The organism is Bradyrhizobium sp. CCBAU 45389 (genome assembly GCF_028128625.1).
Classification (GTDB): Bacteria; Pseudomonadota; Alphaproteobacteria; order Rhizobiales; family Xanthobacteraceae; genus Bradyrhizobium; species Bradyrhizobium liaoningense_B.
On the sequence record NZ_LBIY01000089.1, the window covers coordinates 205,316 to 232,006 of the forward strand.

The 26,691-nt window shown below is 61.9% G+C and carries 20 protein-coding genes; 9 read left to right on the forward strand and 11 right to left on the reverse strand.

The genetic code is table 11. The features are described 5' to 3' along the window. Positions 1 to 4 precede the first annotated feature (4 nt). Together XH79_RS19910 and XH79_RS19915 are read right to left on the reverse strand one after the other, a co-directional pair. A complete protein-coding gene (locus XH79_RS19910) occupies positions 5 to 739 on the reverse strand; it encodes a metallophosphoesterase family protein (RefSeq protein ID WP_212346719.1) in 735 nt (244 codons plus the stop codon). 170 nt (positions 740 to 909) lie between these two features. After that, a complete protein-coding gene (locus tag XH79_RS19915; RefSeq protein ID WP_271582734.1) occupies positions 910 to 1,188 on the reverse strand; it encodes a hypothetical protein in 279 nt (92 codons plus the stop codon). 341 nt (positions 1,189 to 1,529) lie between these two features. On the opposite strand from XH79_RS19915, the gene XH79_RS19920 reads away from it, so the two are divergent. Beyond that, positions 1,530 to 2,954 (forward strand): undecaprenyl-phosphate glucose phosphotransferase, encoded by a 1,425-nt coding sequence (locus XH79_RS19920; RefSeq protein WP_245004034.1) that lies wholly within the window; start codon positions 1,530 to 1,532, stop codon positions 2,952 to 2,954. Between the two features lie 133 nt (positions 2,955 to 3,087). On the opposite strand, the gene XH79_RS19925 is transcribed toward XH79_RS19920, so the two are convergent. The 6 genes from XH79_RS19925 to XH79_RS19950 all read right to left on the reverse strand — a co-directional run bounded on the left by XH79_RS19925 (position 3,088) and on the right by XH79_RS19950 (position 9,876). After that, the gene (locus XH79_RS19925) at positions 3,088 to 3,888 is read right to left on the reverse strand and encodes a hypothetical protein (RefSeq protein WP_271582736.1); all 801 of its coding nucleotides are present in this window, start codon (positions 3,886 to 3,888) and stop codon (positions 3,088 to 3,090) included. Continuing rightward, positions 3,872 to 6,082 (reverse strand): GNVR domain-containing protein, encoded by a 2,211-nt coding sequence (locus XH79_RS19930; RefSeq protein WP_212346713.1) that lies wholly within the window; start codon positions 6,080 to 6,082, stop codon positions 3,872 to 3,874. Before XH79_RS19930 ends, XH79_RS19925 begins: the two co-directional genes overlap by 17 nt. Positions 6,083 to 6,102: 20 nt before the next feature. Then, a complete protein-coding gene (locus XH79_RS19935; RefSeq protein WP_271582737.1) occupies positions 6,103 to 6,690 on the reverse strand; it encodes a hypothetical protein in 588 nt (195 codons plus the stop codon). 332 nt (positions 6,691 to 7,022) lie between these two features. Further along, complete coding sequence (locus XH79_RS19940; RefSeq protein ID WP_271582738.1) at positions 7,023 to 7,664, reverse strand: transglutaminase-like cysteine peptidase; 642 nt, start codon at positions 7,662 to 7,664, stop codon at positions 7,023 to 7,025. Between the two features lie 158 nt (positions 7,665 to 7,822). Next, positions 7,823 to 8,485: a hypothetical protein gene (locus XH79_RS19945; RefSeq protein WP_271582739.1), complete on the reverse strand. Its 663-nt coding sequence runs from the start codon at positions 8,483 to 8,485 to the stop codon at positions 7,823 to 7,825. A gap of 11 nt (positions 8,486 to 8,496) precedes the next feature. After that, positions 8,497 to 9,876 (reverse strand): O-antigen ligase family protein, encoded by a 1,380-nt coding sequence (locus XH79_RS19950; RefSeq protein ID WP_271582740.1) that lies wholly within the window; start codon positions 9,874 to 9,876, stop codon positions 8,497 to 8,499. Positions 9,877 to 10,142: 266 nt separating this feature from the next. Between XH79_RS19950 and XH79_RS19955 the strand changes: the two genes are divergently transcribed. The 6 genes from XH79_RS19955 to XH79_RS19980 all read left to right on the forward strand — a co-directional run bounded on the left by XH79_RS19955 (position 10,143) and on the right by XH79_RS19980 (position 17,379). Further along, positions 10,143 to 11,327 (forward strand): acyltransferase family protein, encoded by a 1,185-nt coding sequence (locus tag XH79_RS19955; RefSeq protein WP_212346704.1) that lies wholly within the window; start codon positions 10,143 to 10,145, stop codon positions 11,325 to 11,327. A 4-nt stretch (positions 11,328 to 11,331) separates the two neighbouring features. After that, positions 11,332 to 12,690: a hypothetical protein gene (locus XH79_RS19960; RefSeq protein WP_271582741.1), complete on the forward strand. Its 1,359-nt coding sequence runs from the start codon at positions 11,332 to 11,334 to the stop codon at positions 12,688 to 12,690. Between the two features lie 88 nt (positions 12,691 to 12,778). After that, complete coding sequence (locus XH79_RS19965; protein WP_271582742.1) at positions 12,779 to 13,831, forward strand: acyltransferase family protein; 1,053 nt, start codon at positions 12,779 to 12,781, stop codon at positions 13,829 to 13,831. A gap of 48 nt (positions 13,832 to 13,879) precedes the next feature. Beyond that, positions 13,880 to 15,334, forward strand: a complete 1,455-nt coding sequence (locus XH79_RS19970) for a lipopolysaccharide biosynthesis protein (protein WP_271582743.1) — start codon at positions 13,880 to 13,882, stop codon at positions 15,332 to 15,334. Between the two features lie 31 nt (positions 15,335 to 15,365). Further along, positions 15,366 to 15,917, forward strand: coding sequence for a serine O-acetyltransferase (locus tag XH79_RS19975; protein WP_271582744.1), 552 nt, complete (start codon positions 15,366 to 15,368; stop codon positions 15,915 to 15,917). A gap of 352 nt (positions 15,918 to 16,269) precedes the next feature. Further along, positions 16,270 to 17,379, forward strand: a complete 1,110-nt coding sequence (locus XH79_RS19980) for an acyltransferase family protein (protein WP_212346689.1) — start codon at positions 16,270 to 16,272, stop codon at positions 17,377 to 17,379. A gap of 119 nt (positions 17,380 to 17,498) precedes the next feature. Here the strand turns inward: XH79_RS19980 and XH79_RS19985 are convergent, their stop codons facing one another. Both XH79_RS19985 and XH79_RS19990 read right to left on the reverse strand, forming a co-directional pair. Next, positions 17,499 to 17,660 (reverse strand): hypothetical protein, encoded by a 162-nt coding sequence (locus XH79_RS19985; protein WP_271582745.1) that lies wholly within the window; start codon positions 17,658 to 17,660, stop codon positions 17,499 to 17,501. 142 nt (positions 17,661 to 17,802) lie between these two features. Beyond that, positions 17,803 to 22,164: an RHS repeat protein gene (locus XH79_RS19990; protein ID WP_271582746.1), complete on the reverse strand. Its 4,362-nt coding sequence runs from the start codon at positions 22,162 to 22,164 to the stop codon at positions 17,803 to 17,805. A gap of 490 nt (positions 22,165 to 22,654) precedes the next feature. Between XH79_RS19990 and XH79_RS19995 the strand changes: the two genes are divergently transcribed. After that, positions 22,655 to 23,749: a glycosyl hydrolase 53 family protein gene (locus tag XH79_RS19995; protein WP_271582747.1), complete on the forward strand. Its 1,095-nt coding sequence runs from the start codon at positions 22,655 to 22,657 to the stop codon at positions 23,747 to 23,749. Between the two features lie 156 nt (positions 23,750 to 23,905). Continuing rightward, complete coding sequence (locus XH79_RS20000) at positions 23,906 to 25,138, forward strand: glycosyltransferase family 4 protein (RefSeq protein WP_271582748.1); 1,233 nt, start codon at positions 23,906 to 23,908, stop codon at positions 25,136 to 25,138. Between the two features lie 111 nt (positions 25,139 to 25,249). Here the strand turns inward: XH79_RS20000 and XH79_RS20005 are convergent, their stop codons facing one another. Beyond that, on the reverse strand, positions 25,250 to 26,641 hold the full coding sequence (locus XH79_RS20005; protein ID WP_271582749.1) for a hypothetical protein: 1,392 nt from the start codon (positions 26,639 to 26,641) through the stop codon (positions 25,250 to 25,252). Between the last annotated feature and the right edge of the window lie 50 nt (positions 26,642 to 26,691).

Here is a 26,691-nt window from a genome sequence, read left to right on the forward strand (position 1 = left end):
GCTGCTAGATTGCGAGCATGCTGTTGCCCTGGATGGACAGCAGCGTCAGATTTCCGGTGGCATACGCGCCGGTATCGATGTTGGCGCGATTCTCCAGCAGCTCGGCCTGCTTCACCGGCGTGTGACCGTGCACGACGTACTTGCCGAACCGCCGCTTGCTCTGCAGGAATTCGTCCCTGATCCACAACAGATCTGACTCGCGCTGTTCGGAGAGCGGAATGCCCGGGCGCACCCCCGCATGGACGAAGAAGAAGTCGCCGCATGTGAATGTCGGCCGCAGCTGGCGCAGGAATGCGATGTGCTCCGGCGGCATCGCGGAGGTGAGCTCGCGCACGAGATCTGACTGTTCGTCCTTGCTGAGGCCGGGCGCCGCGGACACGCCGTAGGACATCATGGTCTGGAGCCCGCCGAACTGAAACCATTCGGTGGTGCGCGAGGGGTCCTCCAGCACCGAGGTGAAATAGGCTTCGTGATTGCCCTTGAGAAACACCGTGTTGCGGCGGCGGCTGCGCTGGATCAGGAGGTCGAGGGTGTGGCGCGAATCCGGCCCGCGGTCGATGTAGTCGCCCAGGAAGACCTCGATGGCGCGATAGGGCCGGCTGTTCGCCATGTCCGCGTCGATGACGGCAAACATCTGCTCGAGCAGATGCGCGCAGCCGTGGATGTCGCTCATCGCATAGATGCGCACGCCATTCGGTAGCTTCGGCCGGGGCGAATTTTTGGGCGCGGTCGTGGACATGGGGTGCAACTCTTTCAGAGAGCTTCGCCCGGGATGTCAATATCCTATCGACCAAAACCGGGCGCCACGAGCCGCTTTTTCCCTACCTTCCGCGCGTAAAGGTTGATTTCTGCGGGCTGATCGATATCCCGCCGCTTGGCGAGCCGTCGATCCCCAGCGTGTCCAGGCGACTAGCCGAAGCTCGGGCCGTCGAACGAGGGCGCGGCCTTGCCGCGATAGGCAGACGCCCGCGCGCGGACCACAGCCGCGCCGCAGAAATAGCCAAGCTGGAGCACCGCCGCAAAAACAAGAATCGTGACAACGATGTGAGCCGAATCATGTCCTTGCCAGGTCAAGCCCGCACCGAGGATCGCCGCACCGACGAGGATGACGGGCGGCAGGATGAAGACTCGGAATCGGCCTCCCAGCAACGATCCGATCAACAGGCTGAAAACGGCAACCGTACTCACGACACAACTCCCTGAATTGGTCACGAGTGTTAATGGCCGCGAGCTAATAACGGCTTAAGCGGCATGGTTGAACAGCCGTTCAAATGCGCGCGACATGTTGCGCTCAAATGACGCGATTTGACGGAAATCGTGGCGTGATGCCCGCATAATTGTCACATGCGTGACAGTAGTTTGTGCATTCACTTGCAACGACGCTGCGTTGCAGAAAAATCGGTTTGATTTTTTCGGTGCACTGCCGCAATGTCGCTTTGTTTAGTTAAGATATACTTGGCGCGCATCGAGAATTTTGGCGGATTGCTCGCATCCATTGCGAGAGAGCGTGACGAGGCAGCGAGGTTCGGATGGCTGTAGCAACTTACGGTTCGGAAAACTATTATTCGGGAATATCGAACCGACGCGGTGCCCTCCAGAGACCCCTCCAGGTGGCTTTGATCGCAGGTGACTTCGTCGCGGTGCTGCTCAGCTATTTCGCGGCGAGCGGCCTGTATCGCGTGCTCGTGGTCGAGCAGGATTCATCCGTCGGAGCCGGTCTCGTCGTCGCCGCGGTGTTCGTGATGATCTCCTACTTCCAGGGCGTCTACGATCACCATCGCCTGCTGAACACGATGTGGCAGCTGCGCAAGAGCCTGGCGGTCTGGCTGATCTCGCTGACCATTCTCGCCGTCGAGGCGTTCCTGCTCAAATCGTCTGCGGATCTGTCGCGCGGAACCACGCTGTTGTTCGCCGCGACCGGCGGCATTGCCTTGGGCGGACTGCGCGTGTTGTGGCGCCTGGGTCTCACCTCGAGCTATGCCAAGGGCCGTCTCGTCGACCGCAAGGTCGTGCTGCTCAGCCTCAAGCCCCTCGATTTCACCTCGACCCGATTCAAGGACCTGCGCAAGCACGGCTTCAATGTCGTGCGGCATTTCGTGCTCGAGCCGTCCGAGGAGGGCGCGGGCTGGGATCGCGAGATCCGCGACATCATTCGTCAGGCCCGGACGGCGGACGTGGAAGAATATCTCCTGGTCATCGACTGGGACGAGATGCCGCTTCTCCAGAAGCTGAGCCAGCACCTGCGCGTCGTTCCCCAGCCGATCCGCCTGCTGCCGGATTTTCCGATCGCCGATCTGGTCTCGCGTCCGTTCCAGCCCGTCAGCGGCACGGTCGCGATCGAGATCCAGCGTGCGCCGCTCAGCGTGTTCGAGCAGGCGCAGAAGCGCTGCCTCGACATCGGCATTGCCTCCTTCGCGCTTTTGCTGCTGGCGCCGCTGCTGGTGACGGCCGCGATCATGATCAAGCTCGACTCCAAGGGCACGGTGATCTTCAAGCAGTTCCGGCGCGGCTTCAACGGCAAGCAGTTCGAGATCTGGAAGTTCCGCTCGATGACCGTGGCGGAGAACGGTCATGTCGTCACGCAGGCGACCAAGAGCGACGCGCGGGTCACCCGGGTCGGCCGCGTGCTGCGGCGGACCAGCATCGACGAGCTGCCGCAGCTCTGGAACGTTTTGCGCGGCGAGATGTCGCTGGTCGGGCCGCGCCCGCATGCGCTCGCGCATGACAATTACTACGACCAGCTCATCAGCAATTACGTCTACCGGCATCACATGAAGCCGGGCCTGACCGGTTGGGCCCAGGTCAACGGCTTCCGCGGCGAGACGCCGACCATCGATCTGATGGAAAAGCGGGTCGAGTACGATGTCTGGTACGTCAGCAACTGGAGCATCTGGCTCGACATCAGGATCATCCTGAAGACCGCACTGGCGCTGATCCACCAGGAAGCCTACTGAGCCGGGCCGCATTCGTCGCGCTGGATGTGCGCGACTGCCCGTATCACGCTTGAGGTTGCTGTTGACGCATGATCTTTCCGGAAAACCGCTTCGCACTCTGCGCTAACGCGGCCCTCCGGGTCCGGATCATGCTCTAGCGGCTCACGCGAAAGCCGTCGCCGTCGGCCGGATAGCAGCGGTGACGAATCCGCAGACCCTTCTCCGCGACGAAATGCGAGAACAAGTCGCGATCGGCTTCGGGCGCCGTACAAGTGCGGTCGAGCAGCGCGACCCGCGCCTCCGTTCCTGCCGCCTGGTAGAGCGTGGCGGCGCTGGGAAACAGGCGGGCCTGGAAGATGTCGGCGAAGTCCTGGGCGGCGTAATCCCTGAGCGCAGGCGAGGCCGCGTGGAAGACGCGAAGCGCCAGCGGGGCGCGGATGAGCTGGAGCCAGGCCTCGTGCGGCGCGAAGCGATAGGACAGGTCGAGCAGCTCCGCCGTTCGCGGTCCAAAGCCAACCTGGCGAATTTCGGCCCAGTAGCTGCCGAACCAGCCCAGCCCTTCGGTCGGGGCGCACGCCAGCAGGGCCCGGCTCGTGGACGCGACGGCGTCAGCGTCGACGTCGATCTGCTTCAGGTCGCCTGAGCGCGTCGATTCGTCGGCGATCGCGAGCTGGAGCAGCAGCAGCTCGCGCAGCGTCTTGGCGCTGCACAGCCGGCGCGCGGCCGGCAGATTGTCCGCGACGATCCATCTCAGCCGATCGACATCATAGCGCTCGCCGCGCGCGACGCGGCCGGCGATCTGCGGAACGGCGGGGTTGGTCACGTCGGGGACGACGGCAGCGATCCAGACCAGCGTGACCGCAGCGAGTGCGACGGTCGCGCCGCGCAGAAGCCAGCGAAACGCCTCGCCCTCCGCCTGCGCCGCCGGTTCGCTGGCGCTAGGCTCCCTCGACATAATAGCTGTTGTAGTGCGAGCCCTTGTACGCCTCGATGCGCTTCAGCATCTTCGGATTGGCGCGATTGAGCACGGCGCCCAGGAGCTTCTTCTGGATGCCCTCGGAGCTCGCCATCGACTCCTGCAGCGCGTTGCGGCTCGTGCGGCCCCACTCGATGACGTAGACCATGGCGTCGACGAGATGGCTGACGGCCTTGGCATCCGTCACCGGCATCACCGGCGCCAGATCGATGACGATGTACTCATACTCCTCGCGCACGACCGCGAGCAGGTCGGCCATCGCCTTGGAGGCAATCACGTCCGCCGAGTTGACCATGCGCGAGGCGACGACGGAGGGCAGGAAGTCGAGCCCGCTCTCCTTGCTGCGCTGGATGTGATAGCCGAACGAGCGCGGATCCTTGAGCGCCTCGACGAGGCCGGTCTTGGAATGCGGCGCCAGCGCCCGCGTCAGCGAGCGCGTATGGAGGTCGCCGTCGATCAGCAGCGTGCGGTGGCCGGTCAACGCGGTCAGATGACCGAAATTGGCGGCGACCGTGGTTTTTCCTTCCTTCGGCAGCGACGACAGGATGCCGATCACCTTGACCTCGCGCGAGAGCCGCGCGACGTCGATCGACACCTTGATGTTTCGTAGCGTCTCGGCAAATCGCGAGAACGGGTGCTCTACGACGTAACTGGATACGTTCGCTTCCGGATGCTCCGCCGACGCTCTTGCCGGACGAATGTCGGGGAGGACACCGAGGCATTTCACCCCGAGCTGGTCCTCGACGTCGCTCGGAGAGCGCAGCACGTCGCTCATCAGCTCCTTCGTGAAAGCGGCCCCGAAGCCGAAGCAGAGACCACCGAGCAGGCCGCCAGCCAGCGCCAGCAGCGTCTTGGGCGAGCTCTTCTTGTCCGGCTTGACCGCCGTGCTGATGATGCGTGCTTCACTGATCGGGAAGCTCTGATTCTGCGTCGCGTTCTGGAGCTTTTCGAGGAAGTTGTTGTAGAGGTTGCGATAGGTGTCCGCCGCGCTCTCGAGGTCGCGCAGCTTGACCTGGGCCTGGCTGGTGCTGCTGGCCTGGGACACCAGGTTCTTGAGATTTTCGTCCAGCGACGTCTCGCGGCTCTTGGCAATCTCGTATTCGCTGCGATAGGCGTCCGCGATACGGCGGACTTCGTCCGCGATCGCCTTGCGCAGCTCGTCCATGCGGTTGGCGAGGTTGATGGCTGCCTGGTGCGTCTTGCCGTAGCGGCTGGACCAGTCGGCATACTGGGCCGCGAGGTCGAGATATTGGGCGCGAAGTCGCGTGATGACGGTGTTGTTGAGGGCGTCAGTGACCGTCGGCTGGACCAGATCCTTGTCGAGCAGGGCCTCGATCCGGTCGAGGCGAGCCTTGGCTTCTGCCGTTGCCGCGCGCGCAGTGACGAGCTGCGAGTTGGCGTCGGCGAGCTGTTGCTCGCTCATCAGGCCGCGGCTGGTGCCGACGATGTTGTTCTCGGCTTTGAAGGTCTGCACGGCGCGGTCGCTGGCCGTCGCCTGCTCGCGCAGCTCGGCGCTGCGCTGCTGAAGCCATTCGCCGGCGCGCTTGGTCGACTGATACTTCGCCTCCAGGGCACCCACGATATAGGCGTCGGCGATCGCGTTGGCGATCTTCGCAGCCTTGTTCGGATCGATCGAGCGGTAATTCATGGAGAGAACATAGGTCGTCAGCACGCGCTCGACCTTGAGATTCTTCTGGAGCAGCTCGACCGCGCCCCGCTCGACCCGCTCTTTGCTGGGAGGGCCGTCCGATCCGAACAGCCCGATGACCTTGCCGATGACCAGCGGAATCAATCCGGGCTCCGAGCCGTTGAATTCGGCGTCTTCGGTAAGCTTCAGGCGCCGGACGATCGACAGCAGCAGGTCGTCGGACTGGAGAATTTCGACCTGGCTGTCGACGAAGCCCGGGTCGATCAGCGCGTTGGATGTTCCGCTGTCCTTGTCCAGCACCTGGGTTTGGCGCGTGTCCATCAGGATACGCGCATTCGCCGTGTACATCGGCGTTGCGACGACAAGGTAGAAGAGTACGAGTGCGAACGCGCCGGCCACGACGGCCGCGATCAGCGGCCACTGGCGACGCACGATATCCAGAGCGCGCTCGGCGCTGAGCGTCGTGCCACCGACCTCGATGGCATATCTCGGGCGGTGCGGAAACTGATCTCGAGGCTGAAACATTTCTGGAAATCTTGAGGTTGTCACTCGGGAAGGGGGACGGGTTTGAACGGATCGGCGAGTTCGGTCTTCCATTCACCCGACATCAGGCCGGCGCTCGAGCTTGCGCCCGTCGGCACTGCAGGTGGAGTGGGGCTGCCCGGCGCGGGCGCCGCCGCCGCATCCAGGTCCCCGAAATATCCCTTGAGCACGGCACCGTCGTGCAGCTTGGCGACGAACTCGCTGATCCTGCGTGCAACGTCGGGCTTGGTGGACACGCAACGGTCTTCAGCACGATGGAGTCCGGCGCCGATGGCAATGCGATCGGCCTGGCTGGCCTCGCGCAGCATCTCACGGACCGAATCGAGTGCAGCGATATCGGTCACCAGCACCCCGGTCAGCCGGCCCGTAAGCTTGTCCCTGTCGTTCTTCGACGATCGAAGAATCACCGTCGGGTCCGCGATGAAGGCGCTGACTGCGGCCGGAGGTGCGCGCTCGGTGCGGTCGACGCATTGAGCGCGCGCCGGCGCTGCGAAGGTTGCGTACAGCGCGACGACGACAGCCGCAGCGATCCGTGAGGCCGCAGCATGGCCACGCAACAAGCTATCGAGTTTGAGGAGGATCGCGCTCATATCTCGTTGCGAAGGATTGATGGTGTGTGGGGATTTAGGCCGTAGGTCCTTGATGGCCCAAAACTATGTCAAATTCTTGTGCGGCGCAAAATATAAACCAGCGCGGACCGAATTGCCATCCTTGCCTGGCCTCGCACCGCGATTCAACATGAACGAAACTCGTGCTGCAATCAGGCGCAGATTCAGCGAATGTTTGCACATGTTCGCATGCGTGGAGCACGTTTCTTAGGCAAACGCCACTACCCAAGACAAAGGCGCGAGGGACGGTCCATCGACCATCTCCTCGCGCCTGTCGGAACTTGTGACTGAGAGGCGGGTAGACTGAAGTGCGGTTATTGGACGGTTCGCAGCATCGCGAGACGGGTGGCGCGAAGGCGCTCGCCATGCTCGCCGATCGCGACCCAGAACCGCGGATTGCCGGCGGACTGCATCGAGATCCACTCGTATTCCGCCGCATTCCAGGGGCGCACCGAAGCGGACAGATTGTCCAGGACGAAGTCGCCGTCGGCGAGCCGCGCGACCAGCACGAGATGGCCCTGGCCGCCATTGGTCAGCACAACTGCAAGTCGCAGCGCCGAGCTCGGCCAGCCCATCTCGATCAGCTGATGACGCTTGGTGACGGCGTAGTCGTTGCAGTCGCCGGCGGACGGCGCAATCGTCCAGCGTGCCACCATCGGATTGGTCGATTTCTGCATCGGGGTGATCGTCGCGTTGACCGAGCTGTTCACCTCGCGCAGCATGCTCATGGCGCGCTCGCCTGAGGGCAGGCTCCGCTCCGCGGTGTCGGGAGCGCACTCCGTACCGTTGTTCATGCAGAACTTGACGAACTGCAGCGGCGCGAGCGCATTATCGTACTCGCGGATGAACGCACCCTTCGCCTGATTGAGCGAACTGTCGTTCACGATTTCGGCCTTGGCGGCGGCACCGGTCGACGCGATCCCGATCGCGACCAGCGATTTGATGATCCAGCTCATGACATCCCCGTCTCGTCTTTTTTGTTGACGCTACGGGTATCTCACAAACGATTTGAACTTTGGTTCCGCGGAAATTTACAATTCTAACGAAATCGGCCGGTCGCTGGACCGGCCGGAGAGGGGTGGTTAATGCGCTGCCAATGCAGCAATTCCCGTCGTCAGCGCGACGGGCTTACCGAGGTCAGCACCGAAGTCGTCGTGGCCGCAAACAGTGTCTGCGTCTGCGACGCCGCGCTGGGGCCGGCTTGATTCAGGGCCGTGGGCGTGGTCGAGCTGGCCGCGCCAGCGCGGGCTTCCGCGGCGGTCGAGCCCGGGCCGCCACCGGCCGTCGTCTCGCCGGTCGGATCGGCGCCGTTCGTCGCTTCGGTCGGGATATCGCCGGTGATGCTGGTGAATGAGGTGATGAGGTCGGGATTCTCTGTCCTGAGGACCGCTTCCTGGATCAACTGTGCAACTTGAGGCTGCGACAGGACACAGGTTGAGGCGGCCGTGCCGAGACCCGCGCCGATGGCGCGGCTTTGATCGGCGCTGCTGGCCTTCGCCAGCGAGACAATGCCTTCGACGGTTTCGGGGCGGGCCGTCAGGAGGTCGCGAACGGCCGAGGCGAGACCACCTTGTCCGTCCTTGAACTGGTCGAGAAGGCCGCTCGGATTGGCGAGAAAGTCGGTCGCACGTTCCGCTGAAACGATCCCGGTGTTGGCGACACAGCCCGCGCTGACACCCGTTGCGCCGAATGCCGCCGGCGATCCGGCGACCATCGCCAGTGCTCCGACGATCACGCCGAAGCGGCTACTAAAATTCCAAATCATAACCCTGCCCATTTCCAATATTTTTAGCTTAACTCGATTTGCACCAATTTGCCACGTTCTTTTCGAAATTGTGATGATCGCGATTGCGCGAGGCCGCATCCGACAATGGCCGCGAAAAACACGCCGTAGCCGGGGATTTGGAGCGAGAAATCGATGCAGCTATGTGCAACTCCCAACACGGCGACGCTTGCGCCGATCACGGGTATGTAGCGATCGCGCTTCCGGCGCAAGCTGCCGGTGAACAAATGGTAAAAGCACCAGAGGCTGACGAGCGCGATCACGGCGAAGGCAGGAATGCCCAATTCGACGGCAATTTCCAATGGTGTGCTGTGAGCGCGATCCCAGATGCCGAGGCTGCCGAGTGCTGCGGGCCGAATGGCGGGAAAAACAGCCTCGAAATTGCCCAGCCCGATGCCAAGCAGCGGGTGGTCGGCGATGATTCCCGCTGATGCCTGATAGGCGGCAATCCGCTGAGGATCGATCAGCCCGTATTCGATAATTCGACCGGCCACGAGGCCGCCGACAAGTTGCAACAGCACCAGCCCCGCCGCCGCTGAGCCGCCGAGGACCAGCCATTTCCTCGATCGGCCGAGCTCGAGAGGAATGAGATAAAGGACGATGGCGAGCGCAAACGCGCCGACCGACAGCAGTAGTCCCGCCCGCGATCCGGTCATGGCGAGCGCGATCGTGCAGATTGCGAAGCCTGCGCCGAGCGCCACCGGCGTGGAAAGAGCCTGCTCCAGCCGCGATCGCCAGTTCGGTTGTGCCGGCGCCCCGCCTTCCTGGCGATGCATGCTGCGCAGGAGCGGCACCAGAAACAGCAGCGCGCAGGTGCCCCAGAATGTCGCCGCCGTATTTCGGTTGACGAACGTTCCCGTGGCGAAGCCCAGATAGGCTTCTTTCTGCCTGAACAGGACGATGTCAGGTGCGATCAGCTCGGCGAGAATTCCGTAGAGTGCATACAGGCAGCCCGCCCATGCCATTATTCGTACCAGCGAGCGGGCAGCTCCCGCATCGCTTGCAAGAATGATTGCGCGGGTGAAGGCGAGCGCCAGCAGCAGGACCGAACCAAATGCCAGCCACGGGCCGCGCGCGGTCGCGGAGAGGCGGTCCGGCAATGCGAGGCCGAATAGCCGTCGCGGCAGTTCCCAGATGGCTGCGGATTGTGCAGTGGGGTCGCTCCACATTTGTAACGCAATCATGACGCCCACCGTTGCGACGGCGACTGCCACAGGAATCAGCAGCATAGCGTTGCGACGACTCACGACTGAGAGATCAGCCGTTAGCAGGCTGCAAACGAGCAGCAAATTCCAGACACAAATCCACGCGAGGTCGAGGGATCCGAGCGGAAGTGGCGCCAGCACGAACACGGCTGCGGCGAAAAATCGCGATATCGCGCCCAAAGGCCCCTCTGTCGTTCAGCTCAGCGACGACGGAGCTATCAGAACTTCGCGCGAGATCAAGTTAATGCGCATCCCGTCACGATTTCAGCACGATCGGCGCGTTTACCATCGATGGATGCAACGGCCGAACATCAAGCGACGATGAGCGCTAAGCATCTCGATAAATCTCGGTTCAATTTGAGTGTTGCCAGTTGAACCGCAGGTCGAAGAAAGGCATTATGTTGCGACGCAGCATTTTGCTCTAGCTCATTGTCAGGTGCTCTGCCTTGCCGGTTCATAAGCCGAAAGCCCACTACGTGCCGCTCGACAGCGTTCGAGGTATCGCGGCTTTGTGCGTCGTCGTTCACCATTTTGTCGGCTCGGAGTTGCTCAAGACGACCCTGCCGCATCGGGCGTGGATCGACGTCGCGTTCTTTCACAATTCGTGGCTCTGCGTCGACCTGTTCTTCGTGCTCAGCGGCATCGTCATTTCGATGAGCTACATGAAGTCGGAATTCGGCGGGTTCGACTTCCGTGACTTCGTCTCGCGGCGCATTGCGCGAATCTATCCGCTTCACCTCGCGACGTTGCTCGCCTTCCTGTCGTTTCGATTGATGAAGATGGGCCTGGTGGCGGTCGGCGTCCTGCACTTCGCGGCACCCGAGATGGTGGTCAACAACTACGTCTCCTTCGTGGTGAACCTGCTGCTGCTGCAGGCGTCCGGCATCATTGGCTATCTGAGCTGGAATGGGCCGAGCTGGAGCATCAGTTCCGAGTTCTACACCTACCTCGTATTCGCAGCCGTGATGCTCGCGGCGCAGGCCGCGAGGAATGTCCGCATGGTCTACGCCCTCTCGATCCTGCTGGTCGTGGGCAGCCTCGGAATCATCCTGTTCGTGCTGCGGATGGAAAGCCTGGATTTTCATTATCAGTTCGGCATCGTTCGCTGCATTCTCAGCTTCTTCCTCGGGGTGCTGACGGTTCGTGCGGCGGCGATGGTGCGGCCGGGCGTGAGCCCTGTGCTTCAGTCGGCCGTGCAGATCGGCGCGGCGGTCACGGCGATCGTGATCATCTCCGTGGTCGGGTGGCTGCCGGCCATCAGCTTCGTCGCGCCGGTTGTCTTTGCGATCCTGCTCGGGTCGCTGATGGTGTTCCCCAATCGTCCCCTGCCCGAACTGCTGACGGCGAAGCCGCTGGTGTGGCTGGGCAAGCGATCCTATTCGATCTACATGGTCCACGCGCTGGTGCTCGTCCTGCTCGAATATTTTGCGCGCGGCGTTGGAACGGCCCGTTTCCAGTCGTTGGATGGTCTGCTGCCCGGCCTGCCTGCCTCGGTGCTGCTCGTCGCTTTCGTTGGCGCGGTGCTCGCGCTTTCGAACCTGACCTACGCCACCATCGAAATGCCGGGGTCGCGGCTGGTTCTCGGGCTGCTGAGGCCCCGTCCAGCCAATTCGCTCGCCGCAGCCGAGTGAATCGATGGCCGCTCATCCATCATCTTCAACGCTTGTTGCTCCGGGCTTCCGCTTCGCGGAACCGCCTATCGACGATGGCGTGCAGGCGAGCGGTTCGACCTTCAATCTTGAGGCGATCGCGCTGGTTCTCTACTTCTATCGCGACGCGCTGGCCGGCGCATTGCGCTATTACCTGGCGGTCGCCAAGATCGACCCCATCTGGTTCCTGCCTGACATCTTCGCGATGGTTTGCATCCTCGCGTTCATCCAGCGCTACATCCTGGTGGGGAGAAGCCTGGTTGCGATCCTCACGCTGTTCTACATCGCGTTCGCACTTTATCTTGGATACGTTTTCCTCGGCTACTTCACCGGCATGATATCGTCGTTCAAGATGATCGCGCCGGTATTCGTGGGGTTCTGCTTCTGCGGCCGCGATTTCGGCCAGTACCGGCGATTGCTGGCCTGGATTCATCCCCTCTTTTATCTGACGATTTTCGGCATCTTCCTGTCCTCCCGTATTCAGCTGCCGTGGGTCGGCTTCGCCTACGAGACCTTCGGGGGGACGCGGCAGGCGAGCCGGCTCTGGTGGGCGGCGTCGGAGACGCGGCTGGCTGGCCTTGCGGCCGACAGCACCATGGCCGCCTTCTTCGTGTTCATCACCTACGTGGTGACGTCCGTGCGCCGCAGCCTGCTGTGGTGCCTGCTTTGGGCGCCGGTCGGCCTCTATGCGATCAAGCTGACGACCAGCAAGACCTCGCTGGGCGTGATGGTGATCTACGTCGTTTGTCTGGTCATTGTCCGGCTTCTGCCCGAGCGCGAGAAGTTTCCCATGCTGCGCCGAATGGCGCTGCTGTCGTTCCTGTCGATCCTCGTACCCGCGCTGCTGATGGCCCTGTTCTCCGGGACCTCGCTCGTCAGCATTTCGCGCAGCCTGTACAGCCTGCAGGACCGCGTCAACAACAGCTGGCAACTGCCGTTCGTCTACATGGCCGATCTCATGCCGGTGGGTTTCTTCTTCGGCTGCGGCCTCGGATGCTTCAACTATCCGCAGCTGCTGTTCTCGAACAAGCTCAGCTATTACGTGCCGGTGGATAATTTCTACCTCGGCACGTATCTGATGTTCGGGCCGATCTTCGTGGTGTTTGTGATCCTGGTCATCCTCGCGGTCGCGAGGACCAGGGACATCTACAAGCTCTCTTTCGCGATCGCGATGAATCTCTTCACCATCACGGTTCTGGCCTATGGTCCGGCAAGCGGCTTGATCATGCTGAGTGTGGTATTCAGCGAGGTCTTCGCGCGGGAAAAGGGGAGGGCTGACAGGATCGCCTCGAGTGCGGCGCCGCTGGCGCCTGACGTCGATGACCTGGTTTCGCGGCCGGCGTGAGGGCCATGTTGCCCCATGCAATGAGCTGCGTCGTGCGGCACGGGCTCCGGTCCGTAACTTTCCTTTATCTTGGGATCGGATCGCAGCAGTGAGCGGAGACAGCAAGAATTTCGTGGAGGCGATCCAGGGGCTGCGCGGCATCGCGGCGCTCAGCGTTCTGATCGTGCATCTGCAGGACATGCCGCTTCTGGCGGGCTTCCTGCCTCCGATCTGGCCGTGGCTCGAAGCCACGGTCAATATGGGCGGGCACGGCGTCGAGCTGTTCTTCATGATCAGCGGCTTTCTGATCCCGGCGAGCCTCATGCGTCACCGCAGTGTCGGAAAGTTTTTTCTCGATCGCGCTTTGCGAATCCTGCCCGTGTTCGTGATCCTGCATCTGATCCTGTTCACGGCGGGGCCCCTGGTCGGCTACAAGTTCTTCAAGGGCATCGATCTGCCGACATATCTCAAGCTGTTCTTCGTCAATCTCGCGTTCCTGCCGGACGCGCTGGGATTGCCGATCGGCCAGCAGAACGCCTGGACACTGAGCTATGAATGGGCGTTCTACATCCTGTTCGCGCTGGCCTTCATGATGGTGGTGCAGCGGAGGAACTGGCTGCTGGCGGCGCCGTTCATCCTGCTCGGTGTTGCAGGCATCGCGTTCCGGCCGATCGCCGCCTTCTTCCTGGTCGGATTGCTGTTCAGTCTCATCGACCTGCGGATCCGGATCGGCGGCTGGCTCGGGTTGCTGGCCGGCATCGTCTGCGGCGCCGCCATGTATGTGTCGATCGAATATGTGCATCCGCTGGTCGGGCTGCTGCCGGGAGCGCTGCTGTTTGGAATGGTCCTTGCTCCGGACTCCGGTGTTGCCGTCGCGCTGAGCGGCAAGTTCCTGCAGTTCCTCGGAAAGATCAGTTACAGCCTCTATTTGGTCCATCCTTTTGCGCTATTTCCGTTGCAGGTCATCGGCGTGAAGCTGGCGGCGCATGGCGTCAATCTGTGGCTGATCTGGTCCGCCTTTGCGGGCCTCGGTCTGGTTGCTTCGCTGATCGCGGGTGCGGTCAGCTACGAGCTGATCGAGGTGAGACTCCGCCGCTTGCTCGATCCGGCGCTGCGGGGCCTGTTTTTCGGAGTGCGTCGTGAAGCCCGTTATGTCGCCTGAGCGCGTCCCCATGCCATCGTTTCAGCCGGATCACGTACGGGTGACGTCATGATCATCAAGAATCTGCTCTCGATGTCGAGCGTGAACGTCGTGAAGTCGGCGGTTCAGTTCCTCATCACGCTGCTCATCACCTATTTCGTGACGCCGACCGAATTCGGGCTCGTGGCGTTTTCGCTGCCGTTCATCGCCTTCATCTCCATGCTGACCGATCTCGGGCTCTCGAGCGCGATGATCCAGAGGAGCTCGCTGACGAAGGAGGAGGCCGGTGCGGCGACGACCCTGATGGTTGCGATCGGGATCGGCTGCGCCCTGGTGCTGGCCGCAGCCTCGAAGCCGCTCGGTGCCGCGGTCAATATGCCAGGCCTGCCGGCGGTGCTGGCTGCGCTCTCCGGTTCGGTCGTCCTGTCGATCTCCGCGATGGGACCGCGCGCGGTTCTGGAGCGATCCCTGCGCTATCAGACGATCGCGCTGATCGAGGCTGGAGCGGCCCTCATTGCTGCGATCGTCGGCGTGGTCGGCGCCGTGCTGGGCTGGGGAATCTGGGCGCTGATCGCGTATTACGTCCTGATGCAGGCGGTGCGCGCCGTCGCGTTCTATGTGAACACCAGGCGCCACATTCACCTGTCCTTCAAATGGCGCAGCGTCGCCCTGATGCTGTCGTTCGGCGGCTGGGTGCTGGCTTCGAACGTCCTCAACTTCGCGGCGAGAAACGTCGGCAATCTCATGATCGGCGCCAAATTGGGCGCAGCGGCGGTCGGCCTGTTCGGTCTCGCCTTCCAGTTCATGACGCTGCCGCTGATGATCCTGTCATGGCCGGGCGGCGGAGTTCTGATGGCCACCTTGAGCCGGATGAACGGCGAGCAAGAACGGGAACGGCGCAAGGCGGCGATTTGCGCGGTTCTCGGCATGACGGCGATGATCACGTTCCCGGCGATGATCTATCTGACATTCGGGCTGAAATACCCCGTTGCGACATTCCTGTCGGCCCACTGGCAGGAAGTATTGCCGCTGATTGCGATTCTCGCGCCGGCCGGCGCCGCGCAGTCGATCGCGGCCTATGCCGGCCCGATTCTTCTGGCTCACGACAAGGCGCGACTTCAGTTCTGGGTCAGCACCGCCAACAGCGCCAGCATGATTCTCGCCTTCCTCATCGCATTGCCGTTTGGGCTCACGGCCGTGGCCGTCGTGTATCTGGTCGTATCGATCCTCGTTTGCGCGTTCATGCTGATCATCGGAGCCCGGAACTGCGCGGTGCCCTATGCATCGTTGCTTGGAGCCCTGATGCCGGCCACGGTCGCCACGACGCTCGGCGCTCTGTGCGCGCTCGTCGTGACGAAGGGGGATGTCGCAAGCCTGTCGCATTGGCTGATCGCGACGGCGGTCTATGCGCTGATCGTGCTCGGCAGCTATGTGGTATTCAGGCGGCGGATCTGGAGCAGCGTGCAGTCGCTGCTCGGCGGGTCGGCTCCGCCGATTCAGGCAAATCTTCCCTCGGCAAGTTAGTAGAGATTGGTTGATGTCTTCAGGAGCGGGAATGGGGAGCGAGCCTCAGGCGGGAATTCCGTGGCGCGAGGACCTGATGGCGAATACCGGCAAGTCCGGTGTCGGAGCAGCCTTCATCGCCTTGCTCACGAGCCCGGGCTTTGCGGTGATCACGACCTGGCGGATAGCCAAGATGCTGCGCTTCCAGACACGCTGGGGGCACCAGATCACCTGGCTCTTGGTGCGGGCGTTGATGCGCCGCGGCTGCTACATCTCCGTTCTCGCGGAGATCGGCCCGGGGCTGATCCTGCCGCATCCGACCGGCGTCGTGATCGGCGAGGGCTCGCGGATCGGCCGTTCCGTGATGCTGTATCACAACGTCACGCTCGGACGGCGCGCCTGGGATGAACCGGGTTGCCCGACCATCGGCGACAACGTCGTCATCTACACCGGGGCCGTCATTGTCGGCCCGACTTCGATTGGCGAGGGCGCCAACGTTGCGGCCAATGCGGTCGTGACGCGTGATGTTCCGCCGCATTCCGTCGCTGCGGGAGCCCCCGCCCGGATCGTGCGTTCGGAAGCACCGGACCGCAAGCGCGCCTGAAACAGCGCGACGGGACCATCCTGCCGTTTGATCGTTCGTCGACGGCAAGAGGCGATCGCCCGCGCCTGAGCACGAGCACAGCAATCTCTGGCGCGGCGAATGTTGTGGCGCTCCGAGGATGACGAACAGTTTTCTCCCGACGTTTCACGAGAGACGGTCAGCGCTTCGCGGTTCAATCCGCGGAGCAGGCGCGGGCTGCAGCAACGTATCTCAGCCGGATCCGTCGTCGATCTCAATGCGTGCGTGAAACCCTCGCATGAACATGCATTGCTGATCGTCTCTAATGATGTTGCATTGCTTCTCATCTGTAATCATTATGCGTTTAGGCAAATGCAATTCCCGGAACAATTCGATGATGCTTGAGGACAAGATTGCAGCGGCCAATGGTCGGCCGACTGGATTCGACTATCTCAGACTTGCTCTCGCCTTAAGCGTAGTCGCGGTGCATATTTTCCAGACCGGTTTAGGCGACGAGGCAGCCAGCGCCTATCTCACGCCCGTTGTTCGCCCGCTGGTGGCCTGCATATTGCCTATGTTTTTCGCACTGAGCGGCTTTTTGGTCGCCGGCAGTCTGGTGCGGACGCAAACCTTGCCGGAATTCTTTGCACTTCGCGTCATCAGGCTTGCGCCTGCGCTGATTGCGGAAGTTGTCCTGAGCGCGTTTGTGATTGGCGCCTTGTTCACGGCGCTACCGCTCTCCGAGTATTTTTCGCACCCCAAGTTCTGGGCTTACCTCCTGAACATCATTGGATATATCCATTTCACGCTGCCCGGCGTGTTTCTGGACAATCCGCGGCCGAACATGGTCAATCAGCAACTCTGGACAATCCCGTGGGAACTGGATTGCTACATTGTGCTCGGGGCACTTGCGTTTGCAGGTTTGAAGAAGAGCAGAACGCTGTTGATCGTCGCAATTGTCGCAGCTCATCTCTTCGCGATGTATTGGTACAGCGTTCATGAGGCGAAGTCGCCATTGACTGCCAAGGCCGCGTTGCTGCCGATATCGTTTCTGGTTGGCGTGCTGTTCTACTTTTACGCGAGCAAGATCAGGTGGTCTTTTGCGCTGTTCGGCATCGCCCTGGCGGTTTCGTATTTCTTGCTCCGCCTTCCCAATGGCGACCTTGTCGTCGCAGTCCCGCTGACATACGTGACGGTGTTCCTGGGGGTTGCCAATCCCGCTCGAAACAAGGTCATGCTCAGCGGAGACTATTCTTACGGCATCTATCTGTACGGGTTCCCGCTTCAGCAGGCCGCTGCTCATCTGTGGCCGGGTCTGAACCTGGGATCGGCAGCGGCTGTCGTCGCAACTGTTTGCTTTGCAGCCTTTTCATGGTGGTGTGTCGAACGCCCGGCGCTGGGCGCCAGGAAGCTTCTCAAGAAAATCAAATGGCCTGCACGACTGCGCTTGTCAGCGCCCGATCGTACAGTCATGGAGATTGAGGACGCAGCCGTACGCAAATGACTGCCGGCCGGGAGGTTCGACATCTGCGCGGCCACAGCGCTTCGGCCCTAGTGAAGTCGCTCTTCCTGTTATCAAAGAGATTGCGCCGGCAGGCTCACCTGCCGGCGCTTGTCTTTGTGTCAGACGAACAGGAAATTGCCGTGATCGAGCGTCGCGACCGTTTGTTTCGCAGCCTTTTTGTGGTGGTTTGTCGAACGTCCGGCGTTGGCTGCCGGGAAGCTCATCAAGAAAGTCAAATGGCCTGCACGACTGCGCGTGTCAGCGGCTGATGGTCCGGTCATTGAGGACACGGCCGTTCGGAAATGAGGTCGGCGGGAAATTCGACACCGGCTCGGCCGCAGCTTCCCGGTCACACTGAAGTCGCTCTTCCTCTTGTCCCGGAGACTGCGCCGGCAGGCGAACCTGCCGGCGCATGCCTCTGTGTCAGACAAACAGGAAGTTGCCGTGATCGAGCGTCGCCGAATTGACGTTCTTCAACAGGATGCTGTCGTTCGTCGACATCTGGATCAGCGTATCTGAGCCCGACTGCGAAATCTGCAAATGGCTGTAGTCGGCCACCAGTGATTTCAGGATTTCGATCGTGTCGTGGTTGGAGGCTGTTCCGGCGTGGAAGCTCTTGATCTGATCGTTGCCGCCGTCGAACATGATGGTCGTGGTGCCCGGCGCCGCGGAGAAGACGTCGTTGCCGCTTCCGCCGGCCAGCGTCAGTCCCGCGCTCACCGCGGTGACGGCGTGGGTGCCGTCGCTGTTGGTCACGTCGATCGCGAGCAGCGAGCCACTGGAATTGTAGCTGTCGTGCTCGACGGCGCCCGGTTGGCCCGAGAGCTGGAACTTGAAGATGTCGGAGCTGCCGTCGGCGTTGTTGATGGTCTCCGTCGTCTTGACCCCGGTGCTGTCGTAAACATCCGTGATCTTGCTGCCGTCCGACTTGAGAACCTGCGTGTAGTCGAGCGTGCCATCCGCGTGGGAGCGTTCGAGTAGCGTCACCTTGTTCGAAGAATCGAGGTGCTGGTGCTCCGTCACGTAGCTCTTGCCGGTGATGTTGTACGCGTAGTTGTCGTGGCTGCCATCGGCATTGTTGATGTAGGCCTTGGTCTTGACGCCTGACGTGTAGATGGTCGTCGAATTCGACCCGTCCTTGTTCAGCACGTAGTCGCTGGTGAGGCTGCCGCTGCTGTCGAACAGCTTGGTCTCCTTCGTGCCGTCGGCGTTGACGACGTAGATCGACGTCGGCAGTTCGTTCGCGTAGTTCGTCGTCGTCACGTCGCCGCCGGCGGTCTTGACGACATGCTGGGTGACGTCACCGGACGAATTGTAGGTGTCCGTCGTGGTCGACCCATCGGTGCCGTTGAGGATCTCGCTCGTCTTGTGACCGGTGCTGTCGTAGAGATCGGTGACCTTGCTGCCGTCGCTGTTGATCACCTGCTTGTAGGCAAGCGTGTCGTCGGCATGAAGCCGGGTCAGGGTCGTCAGCGTGCCGGCCGCGGTGAGGTGCTGGATCTCGGTCGTATAGCTCTGGCCCGTGATGTTGTAGAAGGTATTGTCGTGGCTGCCGTCGGCGTTGGTGACGTAGAGCTTCATCTTGACGCCGGCCGAATAGACCGTGTTCGAGGACGAACCGTCCTTGTTCAGCACCAGGTCGCTGGCGATGATGCCGTTGGAGTCGTACAGCTTGGTGTCCTTTGACCCGTCGGCGTTGACCACGTAGACCGATGCCAGCACCGTGCCATTGTAGTTCGTCGTGGTGGTGTCGCCGGAGCTCGTCTTGACGATCTCCTGCTTCAGCGCGCCGGACGACGGGTCGTAAGTGTCGGTCGTCGTTGCCGACGAGGTGACGGTGACGACCGAGGTCTTGTGACCCGTGGAGTCGTACTGGGTCGTGACCTTGCTGCCGTCGCTGTTCAGCACCTGGCTGTAGGCCATCGAGCCGTCGGCATGGGTGCGGCTGACCAGCAGCAGCTTCCCGCTGGGATCGATGTGGTCGTGCTCGGTCGTGTAGGACTGGCCGGTGATATTGTAGTAGTAATTGTCGCGGCTGCCGTCGGCGTTGGTGACATAGGCCTTGGTCTTGACGCCTGCCGTGTACAGCGTGTTCGAGGACGAGCCGTCCTTGTTCTGCACGAGGTCGCTCGCGATGATGCCGTTGGAGTCGTAGAGCTTCGAGTCCTTCGAGCCGTCGGCGTTCACCACGTAGACCGACACCAGCAGCGAGCCGTTGTAGTTGGTCGTTGTCACGTTGCCGGAGGTCGTCTGCACGACCGTCTGCTTGAGGACGCCGGCGGTGGTGTAGACGTCGGTCGTGGTGGCCGTCGACGTCGTGGTGACGACCGAGGTCTTGTGGCCCGTGGAGTCGTACTGGGTCGTGACCTTGCTGCCGTCGCTGTTCAGCACCTGGCTGTAGGCCATCGTGCCGTCGGCATGCGTTCGGCTCACCGACAGCAGCTTGCCGCTTGCATCGAGATGGTCGTGCTCGCTGGTGTAGGACTGGCCGGTGATGTTGAAATAGTAGTTGTCGCGGCTGCCGTCGGCGTTGGTGACATAGGTCTTGGTCTTGACGCCCGCCGTATAGAGCGTGTTCGACGACGAGCCGTCGGCGTTCTGGATCAGGTCGCTCGCGATGATGCCCTTGGCGTCATACAATTTCGAATCCTTGGACCCGTCGGCATTGACCACGTAGACGGACGCCAGCAGCGCGCCATTGTAGTTGGTCGTCGTCACGTTGCCGGAGGTCGTCTGCACGATCGTCTGCTTGAGCACGCCGGCCGTGGTATAGAGGTCGGTCGTGGTCGCCGTCGACGTGACGGTGATCACCGAGGTCTTGTGACCCGTGGAGTCGTACTGGGTCGTGACCTTGCTGCCGTCGCTGTTGAAGACCTGGCTGTAGGCCATGGAGCCGTCGGCATGCGTGCGGACGACGGACAGCAGCCTTCCGCTGGCGTCGAGCTGGTCATGCTCGCTGGTATAGGACTGGCCGGTGATGTTGTAATAGTAGTTGTCGTGAGTGCGGTCGGCGTTGGTGACGTACATCTTGGTCTTGACGCCGGCCGAGTAGAGCGTGTTCGAGGAGGATCCGTCCTTGTTCTGGACGAGGTCCGCGATCAAATTGCCGCTCGCATCGTAGGTCTTGGTGTCCTTGTCGCCGATCGCCGTGACCGTGACGTCACGCACCATCTTGCCGTCGGTGTAGGCGATGCTCTCCGTCGAGCCGTCGGTATTGATCGTGGCCTTGCTGGTGATGACGCCGTTCGTGAAGTTCGACGTGCTGGTCGATAGAAGCGTCGCCGAGGAGTCGTAGACCTTGGTCACGCTCCAGGTGTCGGTCGAATTGGTGACCGAGAACTGGTAGCCGCCCTGGATCGCCGCCAGCGCCTTCGTATAGTGCGAGATCATGTACTCCATGGTCGAGGTCGAGGCGACCGGAAGCACATGCGTGTCGGTGAGCGTGATGGTCTGAAGCGAATCCGAGGCGTTCAGCTCGGACATCTGCGACACGATGTCCTCAGCGGTTCCGCTGACATCGGTCACGGCGGGCGGTGTCGTGCCGCCTCCCGTCGGGGCGTCGATCTCGATGATCAGGGGATGATCCGTGATCGGAACCACGATCTGACTGACGTCGGTGTAGGTGGCAATCGGCGAGGAGCCCTGCAGCGGATCGTAAACGCTGATCAGATGATGGACGCTGCCCAAATTGACGGTGACCGAGGTGGTCGGGTTCGAGATCTCGGTGTCGGTAGCGTCGTTCCAGATCTTCGGTTCCGCCCAGACCACCAGCTCATAGGCGCCGTTGCTTTTGCCGAGAACCATGCTGTTCCCGCTCGCAGGCAGACCGTCGAGCGTATAGTTCAGCGAAGCGGTCGGCGTATGGCCGCCCGTGCCGTCGTCGGCCAGGATTGTCGTCAGGTTGTGGATCGCGGTCGCTGCGAGCTTCGGGGTTCCATCGCTGTTGAACAGGCCCCAGTGCGATTCGGAGTCCGTGGTGTCGTTGCTCGCCGAAGCGTCGAGCAGCTGATAGAGGTAAGTTGTGCTGACGCCGTCCTTGTAGGCATCGACCAACGTGTTCAGGATCGACTTCGCCTGCACATTCTCGTTGGCGCCAATATAAGGTGTATCGCTCTTGGTCGTGTAGCCGGTCTCGGTGATCACGACCGGATCGGTGCCGGTCACCGACGTGGCATTGCCGAGCAGGGCCTCAAGGGCGGCCGCAGGCGTCAGGCTCGTGCTGACATATGCGTGGGAATTTGCGTAATCCGTCGAGCCCGAGAGGTCTCCGAGCTTTGCGTAGTCGGTGGTGTCGTTATAGCCCAGCGACAGGTTGTAGACCGAAATCTTGCTGAGCGTGCCGTCGGCCTTGATGGCGTTGTAGTAGGCGGTCTGGAACTGCGCCGCGGCCTCAATGGTCAAGGTTCCGTCGTAGTTGAATTCGTCGAGGTTGACCTCGTTGAGGCCCTCGAGCGCGATGACGCTGCCCGGATGGCTGGTCTCGAACGCCTTGACTGCATCGAGATAATCTTGAAGCGCGGATGTGCCGCCGATCGCGACCTTCGACTGAACCACGAGGTCAAACGTGTACCCGTCCTTGGCGAGGCCATCGAGGACCGGTTGGGCGGCCGGGCTCGTCGCAAGTCCGTCGCGCAGCTTCGTAACGCCGAGATATTTGAGGTCGTCCTCTACGAGTGCGAGGTTGTTGTAGCCTCCCCACCCATAACCAACGTGGGTATTGACGCCGATGGAACTAATGAAGGTGCTCGCCGACAGGATCGTCTGATCTGGTGATGCGGTAGTCATCGGTCTTCCAAAGCCTTTCTGGAGCGCGAGAGTCCGTTGCCGCTTGCGTCTGTCGTATCGACCAATCTCTGTTTTTCGAGTTGGTGAGATCGGTAAAAATGGAAGCACCCGGGAGATTCTCTCGCCGAGATTTTCCCGCGCGACGCTCGCAGCGCACGAATCTGCCTACACTGATTTGCTTACACTGAGCTTCATCTGTGAAGACCACGCTAATGTGCTTGCAGCATGACGTCGCGATGGCGATGCAACGTCGATGTTGCATCGATGTTGTGCCGCTGCTCAATCAAGGCGCATCTGCTTGTCGCGTAGGCAGCATCGAGCTCGATTGTGTTAAGCGCCATTAAGCTATGGCCAGAGCAGATCGAATTGCCTAGAAGCGGATTGCCGTAAATGCACGGGCCGAACTTCGCATGTGACAATTGTTCTGACGTCGAAGGCTCGACTGGAGTCGCCCGAAGTTTCCCGAGAGCAGCGAGGAGCCAGGAATCGGATGCGATGGAACTTTCTAGCAAAGATCAGCGCGCTTCTTTTTGTCGCGGTGACGAGCGCGTCGGTGTCGTCGTCTGCCGAGGCGCTGGAGTGGGGCGTGAACGGACCCGCAGCGATGCGAAAGGATCCCGAGCCGTTCTTTCGCGTGATGAAGGAGCGCGGCTTCACCGTGATCAGGTGGGGCGTGAACCTGACGAAGGACAACGAGCAGACGGGAGGTCCGGCGTTCGCGAAGACACTCCAGCTGGCGAAGGCTTACGGGATAAGATTGCAACCGATCTTCGGCTTCCCGTTCCGTTGGGGAGACCGCACCGATGCAGGCCTGTATCCTGCTGGTGATCGCGAGGCGTTGTACCAGCAGGGATACAACCGGACGTACGCGTTCGTGAAACAGTTCAAGAATGAGATCGATCAGTGGGAGTTGGAGAACGAGATCAATCTCGTTGCCCGCGACCGCAACGACAAGCGCCTTTTCGGCAAAGGGATGACCGCCGCAGAGTTCGAGATGCCGGCCATGGAGGACTGGGCCGCCGTCCTGCGCGGGGCGTCTGACGCGATCGACCGGATCAATCAGGAGAGCGGGTTGCACCTGAGGAAGATCCTGAACACCACCTCCACCATGTTCGGCTTTCTGGACTTCATGGAGTCGCGCGGCGTCCACTACGACCTGATTTCCTACCATTACTATGAAGTGCTGGGACAGGACATGCGTCATGCCTGGAACGGCTGGAACCCGCGCTTCGACCTGTTCAAGAAGCTCGCGTCCTATCGCCGGCACGTTCTCTTCAACGAGGTCAATTGCGGCGAGATCTACAAGCCCGATTACGGCAACGCCCCCGGGGACGCTGCAACCGAGCGTTGTCTGCAGAATTTGAACGGTATGTTGACGGCGATCAGGGATCAGAAGGACGTCGTGGTCGATGCCATCAACATCTACCAAATCGTGGACGAGCCGGCCAAGAAGCCTCCGGAAAACCGCTTTGGCCTGATGTACGATTTGGACCGACCGAAGGTCGCGCTCTACCTCGTGTCGCGCTTTGCGGGGGGCAAGCTCACTCCGGAGGAAGCCGCCGAACTCAAGAAACGCGGCTTCTGAAGCCGCTTTTGCCGGCCTGTCGAGCGTCGCAGATCCGCAACGTCAATATGTTAGGCGCGCAAAGCTATGGCGGGCAAACCGCTGGCACGGCACGAAATTTGCCGCTAAGCACTGGTTAACGTCTCGTCTGATCGAACGGAGTAGAAGGCCATTCCCATGAAGGATCCCATGTCGGGCGCCCCGAATGTCATGTTTCTGGTTGAGGTCGTGAACTGCAATGACGGGATTGCATCCTATTGCGAGACCTTGGCCACGGGGCTGCATGCCCGCGGCGTGCAGATTCACCTCGTCTCCGGCGCCGTGCGGTCGGACGAGAAGTCGGAATACAAGCGCCAGAAGCTGGCCGCGGCCGTCAAGCAGTGGCACGTCGTTCCCGGACTTCGCAAGCTGCCCGCGCTGTCGATCTTCATGCAGCTTCTGAAGGTGATCCGGGAGAACGACATCTCCGTGATCAACGTCCATGGGCTCGGCATGCTGATGTGGGGGCGGCTGCTGTCGCTGCTGACCGGCGCGCGCTGCGTGGCGACGTATCATCCATCGGTGCTCGGCAACATCGACAAGGTGCAGAATGCGCCGCAATCGACGTTCAGCCTGGTCCAGATCCTGTTCTTCAACCTGTTCTTTCCGCACACCCTCATTCTGATGTCGGAGGAATCGCTCCGGCATCTCAGACGCTACGTGCTGTTCGGGAAGAATCGGATCGCCAAGGTGTATGGCGGCGTCGATACCGTGCATTTCCGTCCGCCCTCGGATGCCGAGCGCCGCGATGCCCGCGCCAAATTCGGCGTCGCCGAGGGCGAGTTCATGTGCCTGCTGGCAGCCCGTCTCGCCTGGGTGAAGGGCCACGACCTGCTCATCAAGGCGGCGCGCAAGATCCGTGACAGCGCCACGCCTTCGCCCATCGACATCAAGTGCTACTTCGTCGGCAGCGGCGGCGCCGAGCGCGAGAAGGAAATCAAGTCGTTTGCCTTTGCCGGCGAGAAGGACAAGGACACCTTCAAGTTCCTCGGCTTCATGGGCGACGTCCGCGAAATTCTCTGGGCCGCCGACGTGTTCGCGCTGCCGAGCCGGTTCGAGGGATTCCCGCTCGGCGTTGCCGAGGCCATGGCGACGGGATTGGTTCCGGTGCGGACCCCGGCCGGGGGCGCTTCGGACCAGATCATCGAAGGCCAGACCGGCTACATCGTGCCGTTCGAGGACGTCGATGCGCTCGTCGGGGCGCTCGAAAAAGTGGCAGATCCCGCAACGCGCGCTGCGCTGTCGCGCAATGCCCTTGCGCGCGCCCAGCAATATTTCGGTGTCGGGCCGATGGTCGACGAGACCTTGAGGATCTACGGCTTGACCGGCGACATCAGCGGCAATGCGCTGGCTCACGCGGTGAAGGCCTGATCCAAAGCGCGATGGGATCCATCGCGCTTTGGATTATTGTTTGAGCATGATCTTTTCGGAAAACCACTGCACACTTTGTGCTGACGCGGCCCTTCGGGTCCGGATCATGCTCTAGCTGCGGGCCGAGGCCAGCAGGTCGCCTCGCCACGTCACCAGGACGACGGCGAGGCCGGCAACGGCAATCTTTCCCGCAAGCCAGAGCAGGGAATCCGACGGGGCTGTCGCGAGCATGGCGACCGCGGCGGCCGCGACGGTTGCCTCCACGATCAGCAGCGCGCGCGGCGCCGCGCGAAACCGGATCAGCGGGCCGCTGGCGAAGAGGATGACGAGCGCGGTGGCCAGTGCCGCGCTCGCGATTTGTCCCGCGACCGATATGTGCAGCAGCGCGCCGATCGAAGCTGCCGCTGACACCAGCACGAGCTGGCACGCCGCGACGACCACCAGCCGCGTTGCCGATTTGGTCAGATGCGGCACGATCGCGAGCGTGGCCTGAAGGTGGGTGTGGAGAAAATAGAAGATCGCCGCGGCCGGCGCGGCGCCGAGAAAATCGACCAGCAGATCGGCCGGAACGAACAGGTGCGCCGCGTCCGGCAGAAGGCCGATCAGCCCGCCCAGCATGACGATCGTCGCACACAGGATGAAGTCGAGCATGCGGGCGGTCGTCCTGCGAGCTTCACCGTCGACGCTGCGCTCGAACTGGACGACGACGTTGGGATAGCAGACGGTGTGAATGGCAGCCACGAGAACGGAGAACGGCCGTTGCAAGAGGTCGATCGCCATCGAGAAGCCGGCGGCTCCCGTCGAGGCCCGGCCAAGCGTGGCGATCACGATCAGGCGCAACGTGACGGGGACAGAGAGATGGATGACGGAGGCAGCCGCGGCCATGATGCCATAGCGGCAGAAATTGCCCCAATCCGCCAGCATGGCTTGCCGCGACGGCCGCTGGAGCGAGGTGCGATGCACGATCAGGCTCACGAGAAGCACGGCGCCGTAGCCCGCGGCGATGCCGCACAGCGTTGCCGCCGCGGTGCCGTGGAGGTGCGCGGCCGCGACGGCGCCGGCCAGAAGTACGCTGGCGCGCAGGATCAGCAGGGCTGATGCCGTCGCCAGCCGATCGGACACGCGCACGATCATGAAATACAGGTCGGTGCCGCCTTGCAGCACGGCCAGCGCCAGCGCCAGGGCGACGACGCCTGTCTCCAGCGTGCTCAACAGCCCCGCCATGCTGCCGACCAGCAGCAGAACCAGCGCACTGAGCCCTCCGGCGGCGAACAGCGAGAATCGCAGGCGCGCCGCCTCTGCTCCGGAAGCGGCGGCGAGGAAGCGGACGCCGGCCAGTTGCAGCCATTCAAAGACGAAGACGCAGAACAGCTGGCTCGTGGCCAGCGCCAGCGAGAACGAGGTGTACTGGGCCGGAGAGAGGATATGGCTGACGGCGAAGATCAGAATGATCGCGGACGCACTCTGGTAGATGTAGCTGCCGAATGCGAGCAGGCTGGTCATGTCTGACGATGCGTGAGAGAGAATGTGGGGGAGTGGTCGAGGGGCGTCAG